The organism is Noviherbaspirillum saxi, from assembly GCF_003591035.1.
Classification (GTDB): Bacteria; Pseudomonadota; Gammaproteobacteria; order Burkholderiales; family Burkholderiaceae_D; genus Noviherbaspirillum; species Noviherbaspirillum saxi.
Map to the genome: position 1 here is coordinate 319337 of NZ_QYUO01000001.1, position 20554 is coordinate 339890.

General features: G+C 57.7%; 21 protein-coding genes and 1 tRNA gene. 7 read left to right on the top strand and 15 right to left on the bottom strand.

The features are described from left to right. Positions 1-49 precede the first annotated feature (49 nt). Positions 50-126 (bottom strand) — tRNA-Met (locus tag D3871_RS01615). A 106-nt stretch (positions 127-232) separates the two neighbouring features. On the opposite strand from D3871_RS01615, the gene D3871_RS01620 reads away from it, so the two are divergent. Beyond that, positions 233-451, top strand: coding sequence for a hypothetical protein (locus tag D3871_RS01620; protein ID WP_119767323.1), 219 nt, complete (start codon positions 233-235; stop codon positions 449-451). A gap of 122 nt (positions 452-573) precedes the next feature. Here D3871_RS01620 and D3871_RS01625 read toward each other — a convergent pair whose 3' ends face one another. Next, positions 574-1020: a winged helix-turn-helix transcriptional regulator gene (locus tag D3871_RS01625; protein WP_158597849.1), complete on the bottom strand. Its 447-nt coding sequence runs from the start codon at positions 1018-1020 to the stop codon at positions 574-576. 156 nt (positions 1021-1176) lie between these two features. Here D3871_RS01625 and D3871_RS01630 point away from each other — a divergent pair, with 156 nt between their 5' ends. Together D3871_RS01630 and D3871_RS01635 are read left to right on the top strand one after the other, a co-directional pair. Further along, positions 1177-1560, top strand: a complete 384-nt coding sequence (locus D3871_RS01630) for a DUF4148 domain-containing protein (RefSeq protein WP_119767325.1) — start codon at positions 1177-1179, stop codon at positions 1558-1560. 429 nt (positions 1561-1989) lie between these two features. Further along, complete coding sequence (locus tag D3871_RS01635; protein ID WP_158597850.1) at positions 1990-3816, top strand: DUF4214 domain-containing protein; 1827 nt, start codon at positions 1990-1992, stop codon at positions 3814-3816. A gap of 282 nt (positions 3817-4098) precedes the next feature. On the opposite strand, the gene D3871_RS01640 is transcribed toward D3871_RS01635, so the two are convergent. From D3871_RS01640 to D3871_RS01660, 7 genes are all read right to left on the bottom strand, one after another. Next, positions 4099-5718 (bottom strand): CHASE domain-containing protein, encoded by a 1620-nt coding sequence (locus D3871_RS01640; RefSeq protein WP_119769815.1) that lies wholly within the window; start codon positions 5716-5718, stop codon positions 4099-4101. A 616-nt stretch (positions 5719-6334) separates the two neighbouring features. After that, a complete protein-coding gene (locus tag D3871_RS01645) occupies positions 6335-6739 on the bottom strand; it encodes a hypothetical protein (RefSeq protein ID WP_119769816.1) in 405 nt (134 codons plus the stop codon). Positions 6740-6851: 112 nt separating this feature from the next. Continuing rightward, positions 6852-6986 (bottom strand): hypothetical protein, encoded by a 135-nt coding sequence (locus D3871_RS31270; RefSeq protein ID WP_274381688.1) that lies wholly within the window; start codon positions 6984-6986, stop codon positions 6852-6854. 65 nt (positions 6987-7051) lie between these two features. Then, positions 7052-7459 carry a hypothetical protein gene (locus D3871_RS01650; protein ID WP_119767327.1) on the bottom strand — a complete coding sequence of 136 codons (408 nt, stop codon included), beginning with the start codon at positions 7457-7459 and terminating at the stop codon, positions 7052-7054. A gap of 110 nt (positions 7460-7569) precedes the next feature. Further along, positions 7570-7746, bottom strand: a complete 177-nt coding sequence (locus D3871_RS30110) for a hypothetical protein (protein ID WP_158597851.1) — start codon at positions 7744-7746, stop codon at positions 7570-7572. Positions 7747-7861: 115 nt separating this feature from the next. Then, positions 7862-9772, bottom strand: a complete 1911-nt coding sequence (locus D3871_RS01655) for a putative bifunctional diguanylate cyclase/phosphodiesterase (RefSeq protein WP_119767328.1) — start codon at positions 9770-9772, stop codon at positions 7862-7864. A 234-nt stretch (positions 9773-10006) separates the two neighbouring features. Further along, entirely contained in the window at positions 10007-11164 is a 1158-nt protein-coding gene (locus D3871_RS01660) for a GGDEF domain-containing protein (protein WP_119767329.1), read from the bottom strand. Between the two features lie 394 nt (positions 11165-11558). Between D3871_RS01660 and D3871_RS01665 the strand changes: the two genes are divergently transcribed. Continuing rightward, the gene (locus tag D3871_RS01665; protein ID WP_233575479.1) at positions 11559-12071 is read left to right on the top strand and encodes a septal ring lytic transglycosylase RlpA family protein; all 513 of its coding nucleotides are present in this window, start codon (positions 11559-11561) and stop codon (positions 12069-12071) included. Positions 12072-12148: 77 nt separating this feature from the next. Here the strand turns inward: D3871_RS01665 and D3871_RS01670 are convergent, their stop codons facing one another. The 5 genes from D3871_RS01670 to D3871_RS01690 all read right to left on the bottom strand — a co-directional run bounded on the left by D3871_RS01670 (position 12149) and on the right by D3871_RS01690 (position 16520). Continuing rightward, positions 12149-12331: a hypothetical protein gene (locus tag D3871_RS01670; RefSeq protein WP_119767330.1), complete on the bottom strand. Its 183-nt coding sequence runs from the start codon at positions 12329-12331 to the stop codon at positions 12149-12151. A gap of 15 nt (positions 12332-12346) precedes the next feature. Next, the gene (locus D3871_RS01675) at positions 12347-13603 is read right to left on the bottom strand and encodes a metal-dependent hydrolase (protein WP_119767331.1); all 1257 of its coding nucleotides are present in this window, start codon (positions 13601-13603) and stop codon (positions 12347-12349) included. A gap of 56 nt (positions 13604-13659) precedes the next feature. Next, positions 13660-14553 carry a helix-turn-helix domain-containing protein gene (locus D3871_RS01680; protein WP_119767332.1) on the bottom strand — a complete coding sequence of 298 codons (894 nt, stop codon included), beginning with the start codon at positions 14551-14553 and terminating at the stop codon, positions 13660-13662. A gap of 218 nt (positions 14554-14771) precedes the next feature. After that, positions 14772-15539: a TerC family protein gene (locus D3871_RS01685; RefSeq protein ID WP_119767333.1), complete on the bottom strand. Its 768-nt coding sequence runs from the start codon at positions 15537-15539 to the stop codon at positions 14772-14774. Between the two features lie 291 nt (positions 15540-15830). Next, on the bottom strand, positions 15831-16520 hold the full coding sequence (locus D3871_RS01690; protein WP_119767334.1) for a Bax inhibitor-1/YccA family protein: 690 nt from the start codon (positions 16518-16520) through the stop codon (positions 15831-15833). Between the two features lie 176 nt (positions 16521-16696). Here D3871_RS01690 and nhaR point away from each other — a divergent pair, with 176 nt between their 5' ends. Then, positions 16697-17620, top strand: a complete 924-nt coding sequence (gene nhaR, locus D3871_RS01695) for a transcriptional activator NhaR (RefSeq protein ID WP_119767335.1) — start codon at positions 16697-16699, stop codon at positions 17618-17620. Positions 17621-17642: 22 nt separating this feature from the next. On the opposite strand, the gene D3871_RS01700 is transcribed toward nhaR, so the two are convergent. Continuing rightward, the gene (locus D3871_RS01700; RefSeq protein ID WP_119767336.1) at positions 17643-18281 is read right to left on the bottom strand and encodes a LysE/ArgO family amino acid transporter; all 639 of its coding nucleotides are present in this window, start codon (positions 18279-18281) and stop codon (positions 17643-17645) included. A gap of 68 nt (positions 18282-18349) precedes the next feature. Here D3871_RS01700 and D3871_RS01705 point away from each other — a divergent pair, with 68 nt between their 5' ends. Continuing rightward, positions 18350-19243 carry an HTH-type transcriptional regulator ArgP gene (locus tag D3871_RS01705; RefSeq protein WP_199724785.1) on the top strand — a complete coding sequence of 298 codons (894 nt, stop codon included), beginning with the start codon at positions 18350-18352 and terminating at the stop codon, positions 19241-19243. 14 nt (positions 19244-19257) lie between these two features. Continuing rightward, on the top strand, positions 19258-20523 hold the full coding sequence (locus D3871_RS01710) for an MFS transporter (RefSeq protein ID WP_233575480.1): 1266 nt from the start codon (positions 19258-19260) through the stop codon (positions 20521-20523). Positions 20524-20554 lie beyond the last annotated feature (31 nt).

Genomic DNA, 20554 nt, shown 5'->3' on the forward strand with positions numbered 1-20554 from the left:
GGCAAGCAGAAATGAAAAAGCCGCGCATGGTGCGCGGCTTTTCAGGATTTGGTTGCGGGGACAGGATTTGAACCTGTGACCTTCGGGTTATGAGCCCGACGAGCTGCCAGACTGCTCCACCCCGCGTCTGAGGGATCGAATTGTACAGGCGATGATCTATCGATGCAATCGAAACCAGCCCCGATACATGAAATAATATCGGCTTCTTCTTCACGCTTCTTATTTTGACATCATGAGCAACAAACCTTCCCGTACCCTGACCTTCAAATGCAAGAAATGCACAAAACCGGTCACGGTCTTTTTGCAAAAAGTCTCCGCATGCTCGCATATCCAGCCTTATCAAGGCATCTGTACCTGCGGCGAAGTGATGCGCCATGCAACCGGACAAAAAGATGCAGTCGAAGCATTCCTGGCCTCGCCTGACGGCAGCTGGACGCATCACCATCACTAAAAATTCTTTACGTGCCAACTGTCGGGACGCCGCATGTTGGCACGCATGCATGTCCTCAGACGTGAATGCACGTCGTCCTTATCCCGCGTATCCCGCGTTACCGTGGCAATCCATTTGCCGTCCTACGACTCTTCTACCGTTACATTGCCAAGCTTCAGCGGGCCGCCGCATTCCGAACAGGTCTGGCCGGGCTTGGACAATTTTCCGCAATCGGCATGTCGCAGCCTGACCGGCTTTGCATCAGGACATGGCAGATATTCTTCGCCAAAACGCATCAGTTCCAGCACCACAGGAAAGAGACCGCGACCGGCATCGGTCAATTGGTAGTTGTACCGCAGCGGGCGTTCCTGATAGGGCACCTTTTCAACCAGCTTGCCTTCAATCAAACGGTTCAGCCTTGTCGTCAGGATATTGGTTGCCGCACCAGTCAGCTTCTGTAAATCATCGAAGCGCAGCGGTCCGCGAAACAGCGCGCGCAGCACAAGCAATACCCATTCATCACCCAGCAACAGGGCCGATCGCACAATCGGGCAGGAAAACGGCGCGGCACATTTGATCGATTTATCCATGATTTTCATTTTAGACGCTTGCAAATTAAAAGTCACTAGGCTATGATGAAATCGTTACTTGCAAAACGCAAGCTACTAGGGGGCATGCGCAGCAAGGGCAATTCATCGGCGGCACCGAGCCGCCTGGCGTTTCAATCAACCTGTGGAGAATGACAAATGAACATCAAAATGACCAGCATCGCTCTTGCCTTGATTGCTACTTCGGCAGCCGCTTTTGGCGCAGAATATGTTGAGCACACCAATATCACCTCGACCAGAACCCGTGCCGAAGTGTTGGCTGAACTCGATCAATCGCGTGCTTCGATCCAGGGGGCACAACAACAGGAATTCGTCGACCATCAACCGGTTGCCACCGCCAAGACTCGTGCCGAAGTTCGCGCGGAACTCGAAGCGGCCTATGCACAAGGCAACCTTGGCCATACTTCGGAATATGTCGAACACACTCATGTAGCCTCGACCAAAACGCGTGAAGAGGTTCGCGATGAGGCCATTCAGGCTGCAAAAATCGCGCGCGGCGACACCAGCCGCTTCGGCAGCTGATCCATCGATTGAAAGTCGCACGATCCTTATTCGTGCGACATGCCTGTCTGTCTCGTCCATACCGCCCGTATGGATTTGGCCCGCCACGAGCGGGCTTTTTTACATCGGGCCAGGCATCGGCAGACCGCCATGGCGTTCTGTTGTACTTCAGCCTCATCGGCATTGCGCGTTTGATACGCCTCAAGCATCGCTCAGGCGTGCTTGATATTGTTGACCACGTGTCGCAATAGGGCGGTAACTGCCAGTGCTGCACACAAACAATAAGAAGAAGTCATGCCAGGGAGTTCATTGCCATTCGCTAATGACTTGCGGCCGTTTGCCGTACGCGAATGCAAAGCAAGATTCGGGAGCCCTTACATGCTGCGCCAACGTTTGTCATGTCTTTCAAACCCACGTCCGATTCTTACCCTCACTATGCTCTGTGCAGCCTTGACCGCTTGCGGAGGCAATGACCAGACAGCATCATCGATTACGCAAAACAGTTTTGCGGCGGCAACCATATCCAATACGACTGCCGTGTTCACTGGTGTTCGCAACAACTACACCATCGTGAAGGCAGCCAGCGGCTATACCGTGATCGATAATGTCGGAACCGACGGCACAAGCAATCTCGGACCAGAGATACGCACTTTCCAGTTTACGGACATCAAAGTCGACCCGGGAATCGGTGCGAAATCGCTTACGTTGCCAGCGGCCGATCTCAAGCTACTGACCGAACTCTACATCGCGTTCTTCAACCGCGTGCCCGAGGCTGAAGGCCTCAGTTACTGGATAGACCAGTTCAAGGCTGGACAAAGCGTCAATCAGATCGCCGACATCTTCTTTAGCGCGGCAATCCAGTACACCGCACTGACCGGTTACTCGGCAAGCATGAGCGATGCCGATTTCGTTCGGGTGATCTACAGGAATGTGCTCGGCCGCAGCGGCGCAACCGCCCCGCCTGACGAAGACGTGCAGTTCTGGGTCGGTGAACTGAGCAGCGGACGGCAATCGAAAGGCACCCTGGTACGCAGCATGCTCGATTCGGCCCATACCTTTGTCGGTCATCCGACCTGGGGATTCGTCCCTTCGCTGCTCGATAACAAATATACGGTCGGTCATTACTTCGCGGTACAGCAAGGGATCAGCTACAACACGCCTGAACTATCCATCCAGAGAACGATGGACATCGCCGCTGCGGTGACGCCGACCGATACCGTGGCTGCGATCAATCGGATTCCTGTCTCGCCCAGCACGCAACCGGTCGATCCCAACACCCCGGCTGCGTATCCGGCACGCGCGCTCAATGCCCGCTTCAATGCGCCGCGCGCCCTGACGGTCGATACCAATGGCAAGCTGTATATCGCCGACAGCGGCAACGATACGGTTCGCAAGATCAACAACATTACCGGCGCGGTCACAACCTTCGCGGGCACGCCAGGCCAGTTCGGACAACCCGGCGCGCCGGCTGTCGACGGTGTCGGCGCGGCAGCGCGTTTCAACGTCCTGACTGGCATTACCCTCGATGCTGGCGGTAACCTGTATTTGACCGATACCTTCCTTGATACCGGGCGCATACGCAAGATCACCCCGGATGCGACCGTGTCGACGCCGGTCGAGTCGGTGTATGCGTTCGGCATTGCCGCGGACGCCACCGGTACGCTGTATTTCACGAACAATTTTTCCGGACTGGTCGAGCGCTTTAGTCCGCAAGGTGTCAGAAGCACCGTCGTCGCGATCCGCGAGCCGCGCGGCTTGACGCTGGATACTGCCGGAAACCTGTATGTGTCCAATACCGGCAGCGACTTCGGACCGCTCGGGCAGTCGGCCTTCAGTTGCACGGTGGACCGCATCGCACCTGCCGGCGCGGTAACGACATTGGCCGGGGCAATCGCGACGCAGCCGGTCGAAAACACCTGCGGCTATGCGGATGGCGAAGGTGCTGCAGCGAAAATCGGGCGCAATGCATTCGGCGTCGCAGTGGATGCGACCGGCAATGTCTTCGTGGCCGATACCAGCAACCATGTGATTCGCAAGGTGACGCCAGCCGGTGTCGTGACTACCGTCGCCGGGACTGCGGCGGCCCCGGGCAGCGCCGACGGCACTGGAGCGGACGCACGCTTCAACGGACCGCGCGGGATTACTGTCGATTCCGCCGGCAATCTGTATGTGGCCGATACCAACAACCACACCATCCGCAGAATTACCGCGGCCGGCGTGGTCACCACGATCGCGGGCAGAGCCGGCGAGGCCGGCACCGCCGATGTGACGCCATAACGAAGTTCTAGAGCCCTTTCGTCCTGACTGTACCGTCAATCCCGGACGATTTGCTTGCGGCACGGCGTTGCAGCTCCTTGCCATGGCTCGCCATGTCGCGTCGCCGCGCCTTGTTCCGCAACCAAATCGCCTCGGCCTTGCCTGGTCCACTCAGGACGAAAGGGCTCTAGCGACTGGACGCTGTCGCCATGGCCTTCGCCACCGCGACAGCGCCGACAAACCTTCATCGAATGCGCAATCGGCCGGTCCGGCTGTCACAGAACTGCCGCTGCCGGCAGTTCGCTAAGTCGGTTGCGGCCAATCGCCGTTGTGCACAGTCGGTGGCGCCGTCTCCTTGCGCGGGACAAACCTGACCGTTGCGCGCCCCGCATTCTTTGCGGCATACATGGCAAGGTCAGCTGCCTTGATCAGTACCTTGCCTTCCACGCCGTCCTCCGGATAGATCGCAGCGCCTATGCTTGCCGAAATCTCGAAACGATGCCCCGCAATTTCATAAGGCTGCATCACACGGTCGAGAATCTTGGTGGCGACCAGAGCCGTACCTTCTCGGCCTTCGATATCCGGTAGCAGTATCACGAATTCATCGCCGCCTAGACGCGAGGCAGTATCGGATTCGCGCATGCAGCTTTGCAGGCGCTTTGCCACCTCTTTCAACAGCAAATCGCCGTAGCCGTGGCCGAAGTTGTCGTTGACCGGTTTGAACTTGTCGAGGTCGATAAACAGCAGGGCGACATGGCTGCTACTGCGTTTTGCCTTGGTCAGTGACTGGCCCAGGCGCTCCTCCAGAAGCTTGCGGTTAGGCAGGCCGGTCAGCGCATCATATAGCGCCAGTTGCATCGCCTGATCTGCAGCATGCAGCGCCCGCGCCCGATCGTCGAGAAACAGCCAGAGCAGCAGTGCGATCAGCAGGCTGATACTGGTTCCCGACTGCAGGATGAGTTGCGGGCGGTCCCAGCGCATGCGTCGCTCGAACTCTGGCACAGCAGTGATGACGATCGTCCAGGTACGGTTGGCGGCCTGAATGAAGCGGACCCGCTTGAGCTGGTGGACGACCGATGTTGCATCGATCAGCTTGTTGCTGTCGAACATCTTTGCTTCTGCGCTAACCCGTTCATCGTCATAGATTTCTATGTCAAGGTCCTCAGCCAGTTCGCCGCTAATGCCAACCATGAAATCGTCGATCCGGAACGGTGCGTACACCCAGCCGATCAGATTGGCGCGCCGCTGTTCCAGCGTCGCATGAGGCGCATCCTTGCGATACAACGGCACATACATCAAAAAGCCGTGCTGCACATCGCCGCCGGTTTCCTGCACCAGCTTGACCTTGCCTGACACCCCCGTTGTTCCGCCGTCGCGCGCGTGATCCATTGCGGCCCTGCGTGTCGGGTCGGAATACATGTCAAAACCGAAGGCGCGCAGATTGCGGCCGAAGAAAGGTTCCAGATAAACGACCGAGGTATAGACCTCGCGTTTGCCTTCAGGCGTGATGGCGTACTCCGGGAAGCCTTCCGCACGTACTGTTGCCAGATGGCGCGACATTGCAGCGGGTGACACGATAACGCTCAAACCGATGCCCTGGATTCCTGGAAACATCTCGGGCAACGACAGGGAAGCGATGAATGAGCGGAATTCGCCGCGCGTGACATCGTCGGCGGAATTGAACAATCCCTTGGTAGCGCGCAGCATCTGTTCATAGATGGCGAGCCGCTGCTCGATCCGCACGGTCGATTCCCGAACCCGGAAATCGAACGTCATTTGCTGCGCCTGGTCTGCCGAACGCACTGCCGTATCCCAAAGCCCGTATGTAATGAAAAGCGACAAAACAAGTACCGTCACGGTCAGGAGATCGCGTGCTTTAAATACCTCGCGGAAATGTTGATGGCGCTGTCCCAGTTGATTCATGCCGATCCCTGACGGCGTGGAATTGTCGCCGCATTGTACGGTTCTGCCCCTGATCAGGACCATCCTCGATGATCGGTGTTCTGCATACCGTGCATATTGAGAACCTGCAATCGCAGGTGGAATCACGAGCGTAATCCCGATCGAACGCAAAAAGCGCAGCAAGAGCAAACACGCTAAGCTCGCGTCTTGCCATACCGTTGCCGTCAGTGCCCATCATTACCTTAATGAAAAATCCGCTGTTCGAATATCCTTCCTTTCGCCATTTTTTTCCAGTCGTATAGCAACCTCTATCTCCAACCAGAGGGTGATGGTGATCGTTGCCTGGCAGATGTACGACATTACTCGAAGTGCCTACGACCTTGGCATGGTCGGCCGGATACCTGCACCGGAACCATCAAGTAGGTGCGGCGTCTGAAAGACATCTATCGGATTTCCACAATGGAGGTTTTCATGCGCAAGATGATTTTTCTCGCGATTGCCGGTTTTTTGTGGCGTACGGTTCAGTCCCGCATCTTTCGCAAGCATGCCGGACGCACGGTGCGGCGCAGCCGCTATTGATGCCGGCACACAGCAGGATTAAAACAGGGCGGTCGATCACCGCCCTGTTTTGTTTTGGTCAGCATGCTGCGACGGCCGCATTCTTGCGCAACGCAAAGTATTCCAACTCGGCAAAGACTGCAACGACTACCGCCTGCAGGACGATGAATCCCTGTCCCAGACTATTGGGCGCAATCCAGCCCGAAAGCAAGAGGACAAAACTGTCGATGGTCCACATCGCATTGCAGGCGATGACCGCCCATACTGCGATGCGTGGCGGCTGGGCACGCGTGGCAAGCAAGGCGATCAGGCCGGCGAGGGGCAGCAGCACGATGCCCGCGCTCTGCAGTAGGGCGGCAGGAATAGCCAGCAGGCTTTCCAGTGCATCGGCACCGAACACCAACATCAAGCCTGTGGCAACGCCGGTAATGGCATCCGCCAGCAAGACGCGGCGCAGGAAAGAGGGCGATTGAACGTTGAACATGGCAAGCTCCTTTATCGGCGGCATGCGGCCGCAACAGGGTGGATGATCCGGAGCGGCACACGATTTGCCGCGTCGGTGAACACATCATCGTTGCTTGCCATGCGTGGGTCGATTACGCGTGAGGTAATAGAGTGAGTGCCGCCTGATCAGGCAGGAAGCCGGTGGCGAAATCGTCGAGCGCCACCTGCACGCCATTGTCGCGGAAACGCAGCAGCTGGTCGGTCACGCCGGCCGAAGAATCCATCAACTAAGTAAAACCCTAGAGCAGACCGCTTCGCTACCCTCACACCGATACGCAATCTGCTCTAAACCTCACCACACTTTGCGAATCTTGAAATCATGATTCACCACAATCCGCGTGGTAGCAATCAAGGGACTTAGTCCAAGAATCAACTGCGTCAACGCATCTCCCGGCAACGCCCAGATCTGCGATGCCGGCTGCGCAATATGCGTCGCCGCCGAAATCAACGGCGCCACCCATTCCGCCTCCGGCGTCACGTCCAGCACCACATCCCCGTCCTGCGTGGTATGCAGATAAATCTCTCCGCCATGCTCAAGCCCGAAGCATATGCCATGGCCATTCGTATTCTTTTTTTCTATGGCCCGCTGCAGTTCCCAATTGTAGTTATCGATCCATGCTTCGACGTCATAAGTCGTCGTCAGCACGATCCAGGGCCGCGCGACCGGTTCTTGTGTTGTTTTGTCGTTTACGCTGTCCATCGCTTTGTCCGATAACGAATATATGCAAGGTAGGGAGGAAAGAAGGTACCAGGTGCTTGCGCCCCGCCATTGTAGTCGCTCCGCGAACACTTCGTTTCAGCGTCGACTCACTATCCGCGCACCCCAAGTGCGGGAACGACATTCCAGCTCTTTTGCGTTTTTGCCGGCGACGTCGGCTGGGTCGCGGCGCGGTCGATATCGCGCGCTTTGTTATCGCATGCCGCCACGGCTGCAGTGAGCACGAAGACAAGAATCACGATGCGTTCAGGGGGCGAACGAGGAGGCATTCTTTATTCTTCCAGGATGGAGACACCTGACCTAGACAGAATTTCATTTCCCTAGTTCAATACCTTTTTGTATATCGTTCGAATACATAACAGAACGGCAATCCAGATTGACAAGCTACGATGCCAACCTGGCATAAGGAATGTTCAACAATTGCTCGAATGCTTCCGGCGGTACCGGTTCCGAAAACAGGAATCCCTGCGCAAAATCGCAACCCGCTTCCGTCAGCCAGTTGCGCTGCTCTTCTGTTTCAACGCCTTCCGCGATCACTTGCAGCCCCAGCTTATGGGCCATCACGATGATGGTTTCAGCAATCGTGCGGCTAGTGCTGTTGCATGCGGTATCGCGAATGAAAGACTGATCGACCTTCAGATAATCGACAGCGAATTTCTTCAGATAAGCCATCGATGAATAGCCGGTGCCGAAATCGTCGATCGCCACCTGTACGCCGGCATCACGCAAGCTGAACAATTTTTCCGCAGTCGCATCGGTCGCATTGAGCAGCAAGCTTTCGGTGATTTCCACCGACATGCTGTTCCAGTCCAGACCCAGATCCTTGAGATACGCGCCCCAGTTCGGCGACTTGGCATTGGCAAGAAACTGTACCGGCGATTTGTTGACGCTGATCTGGAATACGTTGCCGCGCAGCGTGCTCCAGCGTTTCGACCATGCCGCCGCCTGCATGAAAACCCAATTGCCGATTTCATTGATCAATCCGGTTTCTTCGGCCAGCACAACGAACTCGTTGGGGCATATCAGGCCGCGCACCGGATGCAACCAGCGCAGCAGCGCTTCACCCTTGACCACTTGACCGCTGCGCAAATCCACGACCGGCTGGAAATACACTTTCAGCTGCCGCTGCGGCAGCGCATTGCGCAATTCGCCGATCAGTTTCAGGCGTTGCCATGCCTGATCCTGCATCGACTTGGTAAAGAAGCTGAACTGATTGCGTCCCGCATTCTTCGCCACATACATTGCCTGATCGGCATTGCGCACCAGGCGCTCGGGTTCGCTTGCATCGCCTGGATGCAGCGTGATGCCAATGCTGCCGGAAACATAGATCTCTTCCTGATTCAGCAGGTAGGGACGGCTGATGGCGGACAGAATTTTCTCCGCGATGTTTTCCACATGCGAGCGGCCATCGAGATTGGTCAGAATGACAGTGAATTCATCGCCGCCCAGACGCGCTACGGTATCGACTTCGCGTACGCTGGCGCGGATGCGCGCCGCGGTCTGCTTGAGCAGTTCATCGCCCGCATCATGGCCGAGCAAGTCATTGACTTCCTTGAACCGGTCGAGATCGATAAACAGCAAGGCCAGCAGGCGGCCGCTGCGGCGCGAGGCGGTGACTTCATATTGCAGGCGTTCACGGAACAGGCTGCGGTTGGGCAAGCCGGTCAGCGCATCGAAATTGGCGCGCCGCAAGGTCTCCTGTTCCGATGAAATATCGACGGTGGTGCCGACCATGCGCCGCGCCCACCCATCCTCGCTCCGGTCGACCACGGCGCCGCGTGCCAGCACCCATTTCCAGTTGCCGTCACGGCAACGCACACGGTATTCGCAAGACATGAAGGAGAGGCGTCCTCGTATGCAATCCATCACATGATCACGCACACGCTGGAGATCTTCAGGATGCGTAATCGCGATCCAATGTATCAGCGATGTGCCGACATCGGTTTCGCTATAGCCCAGCATGGCACGGCCACGCCGCGACAAGATGAATTCGTCGCCGCCGATATCCCATTCCCATACGCCATCGCCTGCCGCTTCCAGCGCAAGGCGCAATCGTGCTTCGCTCGCGTGCAAGGCATCGACCGGCACCAGATCGGGGTGCGCATTATCAGCCGGCATGCTGTCGTGCTCAGGAAATAATTCAAAGATGCTGCGGCCCAGCACTTGTTCTCGCTGCAAGGCCCGGCGCTGCAAAAAAGAAGGGTTGGCATCGACAATGCGCAAGTCGCTCGACAATAACAGTAAGCCCTCCGCCACCGCATGTAACGCGGTTTGCAGGTCGGCGGAATGCGTCATCTCGCGCTCCTCGAAAGCCTAGGTGGCCATTGGGTGGAATAGCCACCTGTGCGAGAACATGTAAGTAGGACCGATCAATCCAATCAGTCATGTATCGGCAGGCGGCGCGTCAGTTCAGTATGCCTTCCGCTGTTGGAACATGAATTCGGAATGCTCAAACGAGCGGTGATTATTCTGTGCCTTGAAGCACCAAACCGAATGGATGGATACCGACAGCCCTCTACGCTGTCCCGTTCAGTCGCAGGCGACGCGATTTCGCCCCGACGCTTTCGCCGCATACAACGCTGCATCGGCCCGTCGCATCAATTCCTGGAAGGAATCGGTGTCGCGCAGCATCGCCAGGCCGATGCTCACGGTGTATGCCGGTGTCTCCGGCTGCCCTTCGATATGGATTGCGTGCGCACTGCCTTCCATTGTGATGCGTATGCGTTCGGCCACCATGACGGCGGCACTGCGGCTGGTTTCCGGCAGCAGCACCGCAAATTCCTCGCCGCCGACCCGGGAGAAATAATCGACGCCGCGAATCGCGGTTTCGGCGCGTAGCACTGCATCAATCAACACCTGGTCACCGGTTGCATGTCCCCAGGTATCGTTGATCGCCTTGAAGTTATCGATGTCGAGCAGCAGTAAGGCCATCGAACGGCTGGTACGCCTTGTCAGCGATAATTCACGCTCGGCCAGTTCAAACAGTGCACGGCGCGACCAGGCGCCGGTCAGGAAATCGCGGTTGGCTGCATGCTCCGCCTTGGCCAGCATGGTGTCATGCACCATCATGACGGCGCCGATGGTGAGCACCGGGAGTACAAAGGTACCTGCCGACAGGAAAAACAGATTCCATGGCGACGGTTGCAGCAGCGAGGTCAATTCGCCTTGGCGTGACAGATACAGAATGGCACGCATTGCGTGCCCGGCCATAATCAGGCCTGCCATGCCAGCCGTGAAGAAATAAGGATAGCGCGAGCGCCACGCCTGGCGCGACCGCATGATCGTCATGCCGATGCCTAGGCAGATTGCGCCTTGGAAAAGCGCGACCGATACTGTACGCAGTGCGAATGAATCGATAAGGTAATGGAAGACTGCAATGGCGGCGACCATCGCCACTACGGCTGCCGCCAGGATACGCATATGCAGTTTGCGACTGAAAAAGCGTCGGAAGCCGGCCAGGATGGCTGCGCTCGCCGCTGCATAGATTCCATTGGCGACTTCATACGCGACCGGTGCCGACAACTCCTTGCCGAACGCATATAACAGCAGGGCAACGAAGCCCAAGCCATTGGCAACTGCCCATTCACGTATGCCAGGTGTACCGCTGCGCAATAGCGAAATCAGCACGAGCAGCATGACGACGCAAAATAGCGCGCCAATGATGAGAATGTTGAACGTGCTCGGCATGATGGCTTAAAGACAGAAGTCGATCGGATGAAATGCGCAAGAGACGGCATGGGCAAGCTGCTCAGGCGCACTGCACGATGAGATTGCAGCATTGCACTGTAATTCATTCTAAGATGCCATGGAAGCGAAGAATGTTCCGCTTCGAAAGAACAAGAATTGCATGGTTTTTATGCGTACGATCAAAGTCGAATCGCGGCAGTTATCCGATGTTAGCCAAGAGCAGAAACTTTCGTAGTACAGGCCTATCGAACCGGTAACCCTATAGAGCGCTGCGATCACGCAATTGCCGCATTCTTCCCTCGCGGCCGATCCACGCTCCCTGCGCGCATCATCATCAATTTCCCCGCATTTCCCGGCGCGCATTTCGGAGTCCATTCTATGAGGAGTACCGACGATGAAGCATCTGTCATGCTGTCTGCATATCGGCGCCGCGCTAATGGTTTCCTGCCTTGCAGCTCCGGCCCTGGCGGAAACAGCTAAAGACGCAGCCAAGCCGCAAGCCACGCAAAAAGCGACTAAGCCCAAGCTGGATCATTCCGGTCAGCCACGCAAAGGCGAGGCCTCGTATTACGCAAAAAAATTCACAGGGCGGAAAATGGCGGATGGTACGCCGATGGACCCCAATTCCAATAGCGCCGCCAGCAAAACCTTGCCCCTTGGTACCAAAGCTGAAGTGACCAATCTCGACAACGGCAAGTCCGAAGTGGTGGAAATCCGCGATCGTGGTCCGTATGTCGATGGCCGCATCGTCGACTTGACGCCGCAGACCGCAAAGAAACTGGATATCCAGGAAAAGGGCGTCGCACCGGTCGTGGTCACCCCTATCGAAGTGCCGCAGCCGGACGGCAGCGTCAAACCCGGCGCTGCAGCCCTTGACCATGTGAAAGAGGCTGCCAACAACCGCTGATGTGGAAGTACGGCGACACGCGCCACTCTCACGCCGATACGCGAACAGGCTCTATTGGTGCGGTGTTCGAAGTGCCGTCACATTAGCTTCGTAAAGCGGGGATGGCGCAAGACCGCCAGCGGATTGTGCAGCGGCGCCGTCGGTTCATGCGGCAGCTTCCTGCCAAGCGCCAGTACACCGACCACGCACCGCGCACCATATAGCCGGTACACATGGTCGCTGCGCTCGGTCAGCAGCGCTGCAGGAAAGAGGCTCCGCACGGAAATTTCTGTACGTTATTGCGCGGCGTGATTGAAAGAGGAATCCGGAATCAATAGATCAAGCCGCGGGTAACCCCATGCCGGGACATTCTCAGGACAGGCGGATTCGGCAAATGCGGCAAATTCCAGCGTCGAAAAATTGCCGCGCGGCGAGCTGGCAAAGCGGATATCGGTAGCCTGTTTGTTATCGACCAGCGGTGTGCGCGCAAAGCGCAGCCATGCATCGAAATGACAATTTTCCGAGCGCAGCGAACGCAGGGCATGCAAGTTCCCTTGGTCTTCCGCAAACAGCGCAATGGCCGGGGTGGCGGCTTTCTGGCGCGCCACGTCGGCGAAATTTTCCGGACAGGAGGCGGGCGGCATGATGTCGGGCGCGATGCTGACGATGCCGCGCTTGAGATCATAGGTGCCGGCGATTTCATTACTCTCGACGGAGACGAACGCCCAACACAAGGGATTGGCCGGAAAGGCCGACATCGATGCATCGAGTACCCGCGTGCCGGCATCGCGCTGTACCAGAAAGTGCGCGACGATTTCTTTCGCGCGCTGCGAAGCCTGGTACTGCAGCAAGACAAAGCCGCAAGCAAAGACAATGGACAGTGCAAGCGCAGCGCGCCCTTGCACCGATGCGCGCCACTGCACAATGCCGGTCGCGGCGGCAATCGCCAGCAGCGCCGCAAGCGATCCCCATGACAGAAAGCCGCGCAGGGTAAAGTACACCGAGATCGCAACCAGCAGCGCGGCCAGCAGCGCTTTGAGCGCACGGCCCGGCACCATCAGCGCCAGCGGCATGCCGAACGCGATCCAGAATACCGGTTCCAGGATGAACACCATGTCGCCATACAGCCAGCGCGAATCGAAAGGGTGAAATGGATGGATGCCGTAGGAGTTCAGGTAATCCATCATCAGATGCAGTCCGAAACCGATCGCCAGGCTCAGGGCGAATCCGATGCGCGCGGTACGGCTTGCCGTGAGCAGGCGCCGTGCGGCAGGCCATAACAGCCAGAACAGCAGCGCCAGCAGCAAGGCTTGCGGCAAAGCGTACAGCATCGTATGCGTATGCCCGCGGTGATGCAGCAGATAGCCCAGCGGCGCCGGCATCAGCGGCGTCAGTATCAGATCCAGATCGGGGAAATTACTCGCCAGCCAGCAGGACAGCAATAGGAGGCGATGACGGACGCTTTGGCGGGCAGGGTCGGATTCGGGGGTAAGGCTGCGATGGAGCAGTTCGCCGGCAGCGAGGCCGGCGACAGAGTGGCTGAGATTATCCATCGCCAGATATTACCGGCTTTGGATTGGCGCCGTCATTTGCCGGCGGCGGCATTGCGCTATGCCGATGTGGCTTCCGGGCTGATGCGGCCATTGGCCGCGACTGCGTGAAACCATGCGGCGGTTGCGGCGTCGGCCGGAAAGAAGGACTCGACGCGCAATTCGTGCACGGTCACATCGTGCGGTGTACCCAGCGTCGCAATGGTGGTGAACAGATTGAGCGACACACCACCCTTTTTCAGCATCACCGGCAGGAAAGGCAACGCGCGCGCATCGAGATTGGGCGTCCGCGTGGCAGCGGCAATCCCGTCGAACGCCAGCAATTCATCCAGCAGCAGCATTGCATCGCTGCCCGGTCCGTCGCTCATCGCTTCCCGCTGTATCCAGTGCAGCATGTCGCCGCATACATCGCGCCAGTTTGGAATATAGGGCCGCAGGCCGGCCGGGTCGAGCATCAGTCTTGCCATGTTGATTTGCCCGTCGCGCGGAATCGGTTGCTGTTCCGGCATCCCGAGCAACCACCGGACCATCATCGCTGCCGGACCGTTCGGCATCACCAGGTTCCACAGACGGTCGACCACCACTGCCGGATACGGTGCCTGCTGTTGCAGCATGAAATCGAGCGCCTGCTTGACAGCATGCAGTTCGGGGTCGGACAGGCTGCGTTCCTGGTAAGCCGGCGCAAAGCCGGCCGCAAGCAACATCACGTTGCGCTGCCGTAGCGGAACCTCCAGCACGATCCCGAGCTTGAGCACCATTTCCTTGCTCGGTTGCGAACGGCCACTTTCCAGGAAGCTGATATGGCGCTGCGAAATGCCGCTTTCCGCGGACAGCCGCAACTGCGTAAAACCCCGCTTTTCACGCCAATAGCGCAACGCCGACGCGAAGTCGCTGAAATAGCGCTCGTGGGTGGCGTTCGGTGTACGGACTGCCTGTGCCTGAACTGGTGTCATGGTCGTTCCCGTGAAAATTGCAGCTTCTGTGAATTTGCAAGCAGCAGTGTATCGCTTGCGCAGCGATCTGTTTTGCTGTTGCAACAAGTGTCGGCCTGAACGGGAGTTACGTCGATTACCTGGCAAGTAATCGATCGGCGCAGCACGAAAAAAAGCCGGCAGGAAGCAGATGCTCCGTGCCGGCCAAGTAGCAGCATAGTGCTGCTTCAGAGGAGGTATCAGTGGTGTTTGTGTAGGCCCGAGTCCGGTGTATAAGTGGTCGCCGCCAATTCCTCGCGCGTGGAACGCCTTCTCAGGCGGATATTCAGCATTTCCACGATGACCGAGAATGCCATTGCACTGTAGATATAGCCTTTCGGCACGTGGTGACCGAAGCCTTCGGCGATCAGCACCACCGAAACGACAACCAGGAAAGACAGCGCGAGCATCTTGATGGTCGGATGTTCGGACACGAAGCGTCCGATCGGACCGGCGAAAAACATCATCAATGCGACCGATACCACGACGGCGGCAATCATCACGGCAATCTGGTCCACCATGCCGACGGCAGTGATGATCGAATCGAGCGAAAACACCAGGTCGATCACCATGATTTGCAACACGATCCCGGCAAACGTGCTTTTCACCGCAGCGCTTGCGCCATGTTCGGCGCCTTCAAAGGTTTCGTGAATCTCGCCGACGCTCTTGTATAGCAGGAACAATCCGCCAAGCAGCAGCACGATATCGCGTCCCGAGAAGCCTTGTCCCAATATCGTAAACAGCGGTTGCGTCATGCCGACGATCCATGACAAGGTCAGCAGCAAGCCGATACGCATGAACATGGCGAGGAACAAGCCCAGGCGCCGCGTGAATTCCTGTTTTTCCTTCGGCAGCTTGTCGACCAGAATGGAAATGAAAATGATGTTGTCGATACCCAGCACCAGTTCCAGCGCGGTGAGGGTGAGGAAGGCAATCCAGACCTGCGGATCAGAAAGTAATTCAATCATGCTGCTGTCCTATTTCAATTGTCGTTGTTATGCCCAAAAAGCGAGGGCGCCGGTTGCGTTGGCGCCCTCGATCGATCCGCGGGCCAGGGGGAGCGGCGAGACACGCTCGCCGCCTGTTGCTTGTTCGTTACTTAGGAACGTGCACGAAATAATTTCCCGATTTGGTTCACGTCTGACGGGCGCGCTGCAGCGTTGCTCGGCGTCGCCATAGCTCGCTATGACTCCTTCTCGCGCCTTGCAGCGCATCCCGTCGGACGCGTCCAAATCGGTAACTTATTCCGTACACGTTCCTTAGTCGCTGGTGCTGAATCCCAGCAAATGCAGCAGGCTGGTGAACAGATTGAAGATGGATACAAACAAGCTTAGTGTCGCCATCACATAGTTGGTTTCGCCTCCGCGTACGATGCTGTTGGTTTCATACAGGATCATGCCCGACATCAGCAGCACGAATACCGCCGATACCGTCAGCGACAGGGCTGGGATCTTCAGAAAGATCGCTGCCAGCCCCGCCAGGAAGGCGACCAGTATGCCGATGGCGAGGAAGCCACCCATGAATGACAGATCGCGCTTGGTCACCAGCGCATATGCTGACAGCCCCATGAAAATTGCGCCGGTACCGCCCATGGCCAGCATCACCGTCTGCGTGCCGTTGGGCATGTTCAGATAATGGTTCAGCACGGGACCGAGGGTGTAGCCCATGAAACCGGTCAATGCAAAGACAAGTGCCACGCCAAGGCCGCGGTCTTTATACTTGTTAACCAAAAACAGCAGGCCGAAGTAGCCGACCATGGTGAGCAGTATGCCTGGGTGCGGCAGTCGCAGAGCGGCCGAGACGCCTGCAGTGATGGCGCTGAAACCCAGCGTCAATGCCAGCAGCATGTAGGTATTGCGCAGTACCTTGTGCGATGCGGCGTCAATAATGGCAGTCGCGTTTTGCGCGCCGAAAGGCGCACGACGCAGCGAACCGGTGCGTTCATTCATGATGTTGTCCTTTTAAAAATGCTTAAACAGTGTCATTTACTTATTCCTTACAGCGATCTAATAACTGTTGTCACTGTTGCATCGGACTCTCCTTTCAAATGCAGCCAGAATGGTAAAACGCTTGCCATCCGTGAAAAAGCGAAGATAATCAGAACCTGACTTCGAAAAAACAGAATATGAAAACAACCGGACTGAATTTTCGCCATCTCTACTATTTTTGGGTAGTAGCCAAAGAAGGCAGCGTGACCCGGGCAGCAGAACGGCTCGACGTTGCCATCCAGACAATCAGCGCTCAGCTCGCGTTGCTCGAGCAGTCGATCGGCAAGGCCTTGCTTGCGCCGCAGGGACGCCGTCTGGTGCTGACCGAGGCAGGCCGGGTGGCGCTCGGATATGCCGATCAGATTTTTCTGCTCGGCGAGCAGATGCAGGAAGTGCTGACCGAAACCGATATCGGCAAGACCATGCGCCTGACCGTCGGTCTTTCCGATTCCTTGCCGAAACTGATCGCATCGCGTTTGCTTGAGGCGGCGCTGAAACTGCCGCAAAAGGTCAAGCTGGTTTGTCACGAAGACGATTTCGAATCCTTGCTCGGAGACCTGTCGGTTCACAAGCTCGATGTGATTCTTACCGACCGGCCGGTACCGTCAGGCACGACCCTGCGGGTGTTCAGTCATTTGCTGGGGGAAAGCGAACTAAGTCTGTTCGGTTTGCCCGCGCTGGCCGAGCGTTATCGCGAAGGCTTTCCCAAAAGCCTGCATGGCGCGCCGCTATTGCTGCCGACGCGCAATCATGCGATTCGCGGCCGCTTCGATCAATGGTTTGAAAGCCATGACGTGCGGCCCGATATAGTCGGCGAATTCGATGACAATGCCTTGCTCAATACCTTTGCGCGCCATGGACACGGCTTGTTCCCGGCACCATCGGCGCTGGCCGATGATGTGCGCGAAGAAATCGGGGCCGAACCCGTCGGCGAACTGTCGCAATTGCGGGAGCAGTTTTATGCGATATCGAATGAGCGCAAGATCAAGCATCCGGCGGTCGACGCGATTCTGACGGCGGTGCATGGCGGACTTTTCATCAAGGGATCGACTTCGGGTTGATCGGCTTTGTTAGCCGCCACGCTCATCCCGGCTGCAGGATCAGCGTGGCGGCCAACAACAGCATGACCGCACCGATCACGCCATCGAGCATACGCCATGCCGCCGGCTTGACGAACCAGTGTGACAATAGCCGCGCGCCGAAGCCAAGCAGCGTGAACCAGACCAACGCTGCACTCATTGCGCCCGCTGCAAACCACCATTTCTGCTGCGGTCCCTGCTGTGCCCCGACTGTGCCGAGCAAGAGCACGGTGTCGAGATAGACATGCGGATTGAGCAGGGTAACAGCGAGCACCGTCAGTAGCGCTTGGCGCAGATTCAATTGGGCTGATGCCCGCGCCTGCAAGGCTTGAGGCGCAAATGCGGATCGCCACGCCCGTAATCCATACCAGGCCAGGAAGCTAGCGCCACCCCAGCGCGCCAAGTCGACCAGCAGAGGTTGCCGCTCGATTGCCGCGCCCACGCCCGCCACACCGGCAGCAATCAGCAAGGTTTCACATACGATGCATACCAGCACCGTAAGCGCGACATGCTGACGTTGCAAACCCATGCGCAACACATGCGCGTTCTGCGAACCGATTGCAACGATCAATCCGGCGCCCAGGCCCAGCCCTTTCAGGTAATACGTTAGCAAGGCAATCTCCTTCTCATGAATGACTGCCATTCTTGCCGGTCGCAGGTATTTAATGAACAAAACTTAATATAATTTAATTATCCTTAATTTTTCTTCATATTAAAATGAAGCTCGATATCCGCCAGTCGGAAGCAGTGCTTGCCGTGATTGAAAGCGGCAGCTTTGAACAAGCCGCGATAGTGCTCCACCTGACGCCGTCGGCAGTGTCGCAACGCGTGCGTGCACTGGAAACCACGCTGGGTGCGCCGCTGGTTGTGCGCACCCGTCCTTGCCGCGCCACCCCGGCCGGCCAGCGGCTGTTGCAGTATCTGCGCCGCGTGCAATCGCTGGAACAGGACCTGCAGGCAGAGCTGGCCGACAGCGAGGCAGCACCGCTGTCCGTCGCCATCGCCGTCAATGCAGATACGCTGGACAGTTGGCTGTTGCCTGCACTTGCACCGTTTCTGCTGCGGGAGAGAATGCTGCTCGATCTGAGCGTCGACGATCAAGACCATACCTATACCCTGCTTGAAGCCGGTCTGGCGCTCGGTTGCATCTCGACCGAAGCGCTTCCCATGCGCGGATGCAATGCAGAAATGCTGGGCAAGATGCGTTATCGCTGCATGGCATCGCCGGATTTTCGCGCGCAGTGGTTTGCCAAAGGCATGACTCGCGCGGCCGTGCGTCAGGCGCCGGTGATCGTTTTCAATCGCAAGGACCGGTTGCAAGCCGATTTTTTGCTGAAGCATTACGGTTTGACCGATGGCGCCTATCCCTGTCATTACGTTCCGGCGTCCGAAGCGTATATGCAGGCGATTGCGCTGGGGTTGGGGTGGGGCATGGTGCCTGAACTGCAGATGGGCGCATTGCAGCGGCAAGGCGCATTGGTCGATATCGCGCCGCAGCGCCCGACCGATGTTGCGTTGTACTGGCATAGCTGGAAAGTGCAGTCGCCGCGTATGGAACGTCTGTCGAAGGCGCTGACAATGGCCGCACGCAAACTGCTCGGCTGAGAGCTGCACCGTACATGAAACGCGGCACTGGCATCCCGGTTACACTGGAACCCGACTTAGCCGCCACCTGCGCCATGACCGTCCGCGAACCCTGGAAAATCGTCCGCCTGCTCGCCTTCACCCAAATCGTATCGTGGGGTTCGCTGTATTACGCGTTTGCCATCGTCGCTTTGGATATTCAGCGCGAGCTTGGCTGGCGCACCGACATCGTATTCGGCGCATTTTCCTTGAGCCTGCTGGTGGCTGGCCTGGCAGCCACCCCGGCCGGCATGCTGATCGACCGCATCGGTGGCCGCGTGGTGATGACCACCGGCTCGCTGCTCGCCGGGCTGGGCATGATCGGCGTCGGACTCAGCCACTCGCTGGCGATGTATTTTGGCGCATGGACGCTGATCGGCATCGCAATGGCGATGACCTTGTACGAAGCCGCGTTTGCCACCATCAACCGGGAATTCACGCATGCATCGCGCAAGGGCATTTCGGTGCTTACCTTGTTCGGCGGTCTGGCCAGTACCGTGTTCTGGCCGCTGACGCTCAAGCTCAATACGCTCTACGGCTGGCGCGATACCTTGCTGATCTATGGCGCGATGCATCTGGCGCTATGCATGCCGCTGCATGCGCTGCTGGCTGCCGGCGTGCGGCGGGCGCGGCAAGTGACAGCCCATGCTTCACGCAGCTTTACCCTGCATGAAGCGCTGCGCGAGCCTGCATTCTGGAAACTCGCGTTTGCGTTTTCGACCAACCTGTTCATTTTTTCCGCGCTGTCGGTGCACCTGATTCCGCTGCTGCAACGTTTCGGTCACTCGGTCGCCGCTGCGGTACTCGTATCGATGCTGATCGGTCCGATGCAGGTGGCGGGCCGGGTCGGCGAAATGGTGTTCGCGCACAGGGTGCGGCCGCAAGCGGTGGGCATATTGACGTTTTCCATGCTGCCCGCCGCGCTGGGTGCTTTATTGCTGCTGGGGGAGCAACAGATCGCCGTCGCGGTGTTTTGCATCCTTTACGGAATGAGCAACGGCATCCTGACCATCGTGCGCGGCATCGTGCCGCAGGCCTTGTTCGGGCGCGAAAACTATGGCGCGATTGCCGGCGCGCTGGCAGGACCGTCGCTGCTATCGAAAGCGGCCGGACCGCTGGCCGCCGCTGCATTCGTCGAATACAACGCATCGCCCGCATGGCTGGTTGGCATTCTGTTTGCGGTATCCATTTTGTCGCTTGGCTGTTTTCTGGCTGCGATCAGATCGCGCAGCGGCGCTGCAGCCATGGCGACCGCCGATTGAGCGCGCTTTAGCTTTAACATGGCGAAACTTC

Bases quoted from the DNA above. Each gene is read 5' to 3' on its own strand.
- D3871_RS30110 (WP_158597851.1), bottom strand. From the start codon at position 7,746: ATGCCTCCTCGTTCGCCCCCTGAACGCATCGTGATTCTTGTCTTCGTG.
- D3871_RS01650 (WP_119767327.1), bottom strand. From the start codon at position 7,459: ATGGACAGCGTAAACGACAAAACAACACAAGAACCGGTCGCGCGGCCC.
- D3871_RS01645 (WP_119769816.1), bottom strand. From the start codon at position 6,739: ATGTTCAACGTTCAATCGCCCTCTTTCCTGCGCCGCGTCTTGCTGGCG.
- D3871_RS01630 (WP_119767325.1), top strand. From the start codon at position 1,177: ATGAACATCAAAATGACCAGCATCGCTCTTGCCTTGATTGCTACTTCG.
- D3871_RS01710 (WP_233575480.1), top strand. From the start codon at position 19,258: ATGAAACGCGGCACTGGCATCCCGGTTACACTGGAACCCGACTTAGCC.
- nhaR (WP_119767335.1), top strand. From the start codon at position 16,697: ATGAAAACAACCGGACTGAATTTTCGCCATCTCTACTATTTTTGGGTA.
- D3871_RS01685 (WP_119767333.1), bottom strand. From the start codon at position 15,539: ATGATTGAATTACTTTCTGATCCGCAGGTCTGGATTGCCTTCCTCACC.
- D3871_RS01655 (WP_119767328.1), bottom strand. From the start codon at position 9,772: ATGACGCATTCCGCCGACCTGCAAACCGCGTTACATGCGGTGGCGGAG.
- D3871_RS01680 (WP_119767332.1), bottom strand. From the start codon at position 14,553: ATGACACCAGTTCAGGCACAGGCAGTCCGTACACCGAACGCCACCCAC.
- D3871_RS01620 (WP_119767323.1), top strand. From the start codon at position 233: ATGAGCAACAAACCTTCCCGTACCCTGACCTTCAAATGCAAGAAATGC.
- D3871_RS01700 (WP_119767336.1), bottom strand. From the start codon at position 18,281: ATGGCAGTCATTCATGAGAAGGAGATTGCCTTGCTAACGTATTACCTG.
- D3871_RS01675 (WP_119767331.1), bottom strand. From the start codon at position 13,603: ATGGATAATCTCAGCCACTCTGTCGCCGGCCTCGCTGCCGGCGAACTG.
- D3871_RS01665 (WP_233575479.1), top strand. From the start codon at position 11,559: ATGAAGCATCTGTCATGCTGTCTGCATATCGGCGCCGCGCTAATGGTT.
- D3871_RS01660 (WP_119767329.1), bottom strand. From the start codon at position 11,164: ATGCCGAGCACGTTCAACATTCTCATCATTGGCGCGCTATTTTGCGTC.
- D3871_RS01640 (WP_119769815.1), bottom strand. From the start codon at position 5,718: ATGAATCAACTGGGACAGCGCCATCAACATTTCCGCGAGGTATTTAAA.
- D3871_RS01690 (WP_119767334.1), bottom strand. From the start codon at position 16,520: ATGAATGAACGCACCGGTTCGCTGCGTCGTGCGCCTTTCGGCGCGCAA.
- D3871_RS01625 (WP_158597849.1), bottom strand. From the start codon at position 1,020: ATGGATAAATCGATCAAATGTGCCGCGCCGTTTTCCTGCCCGATTGTG.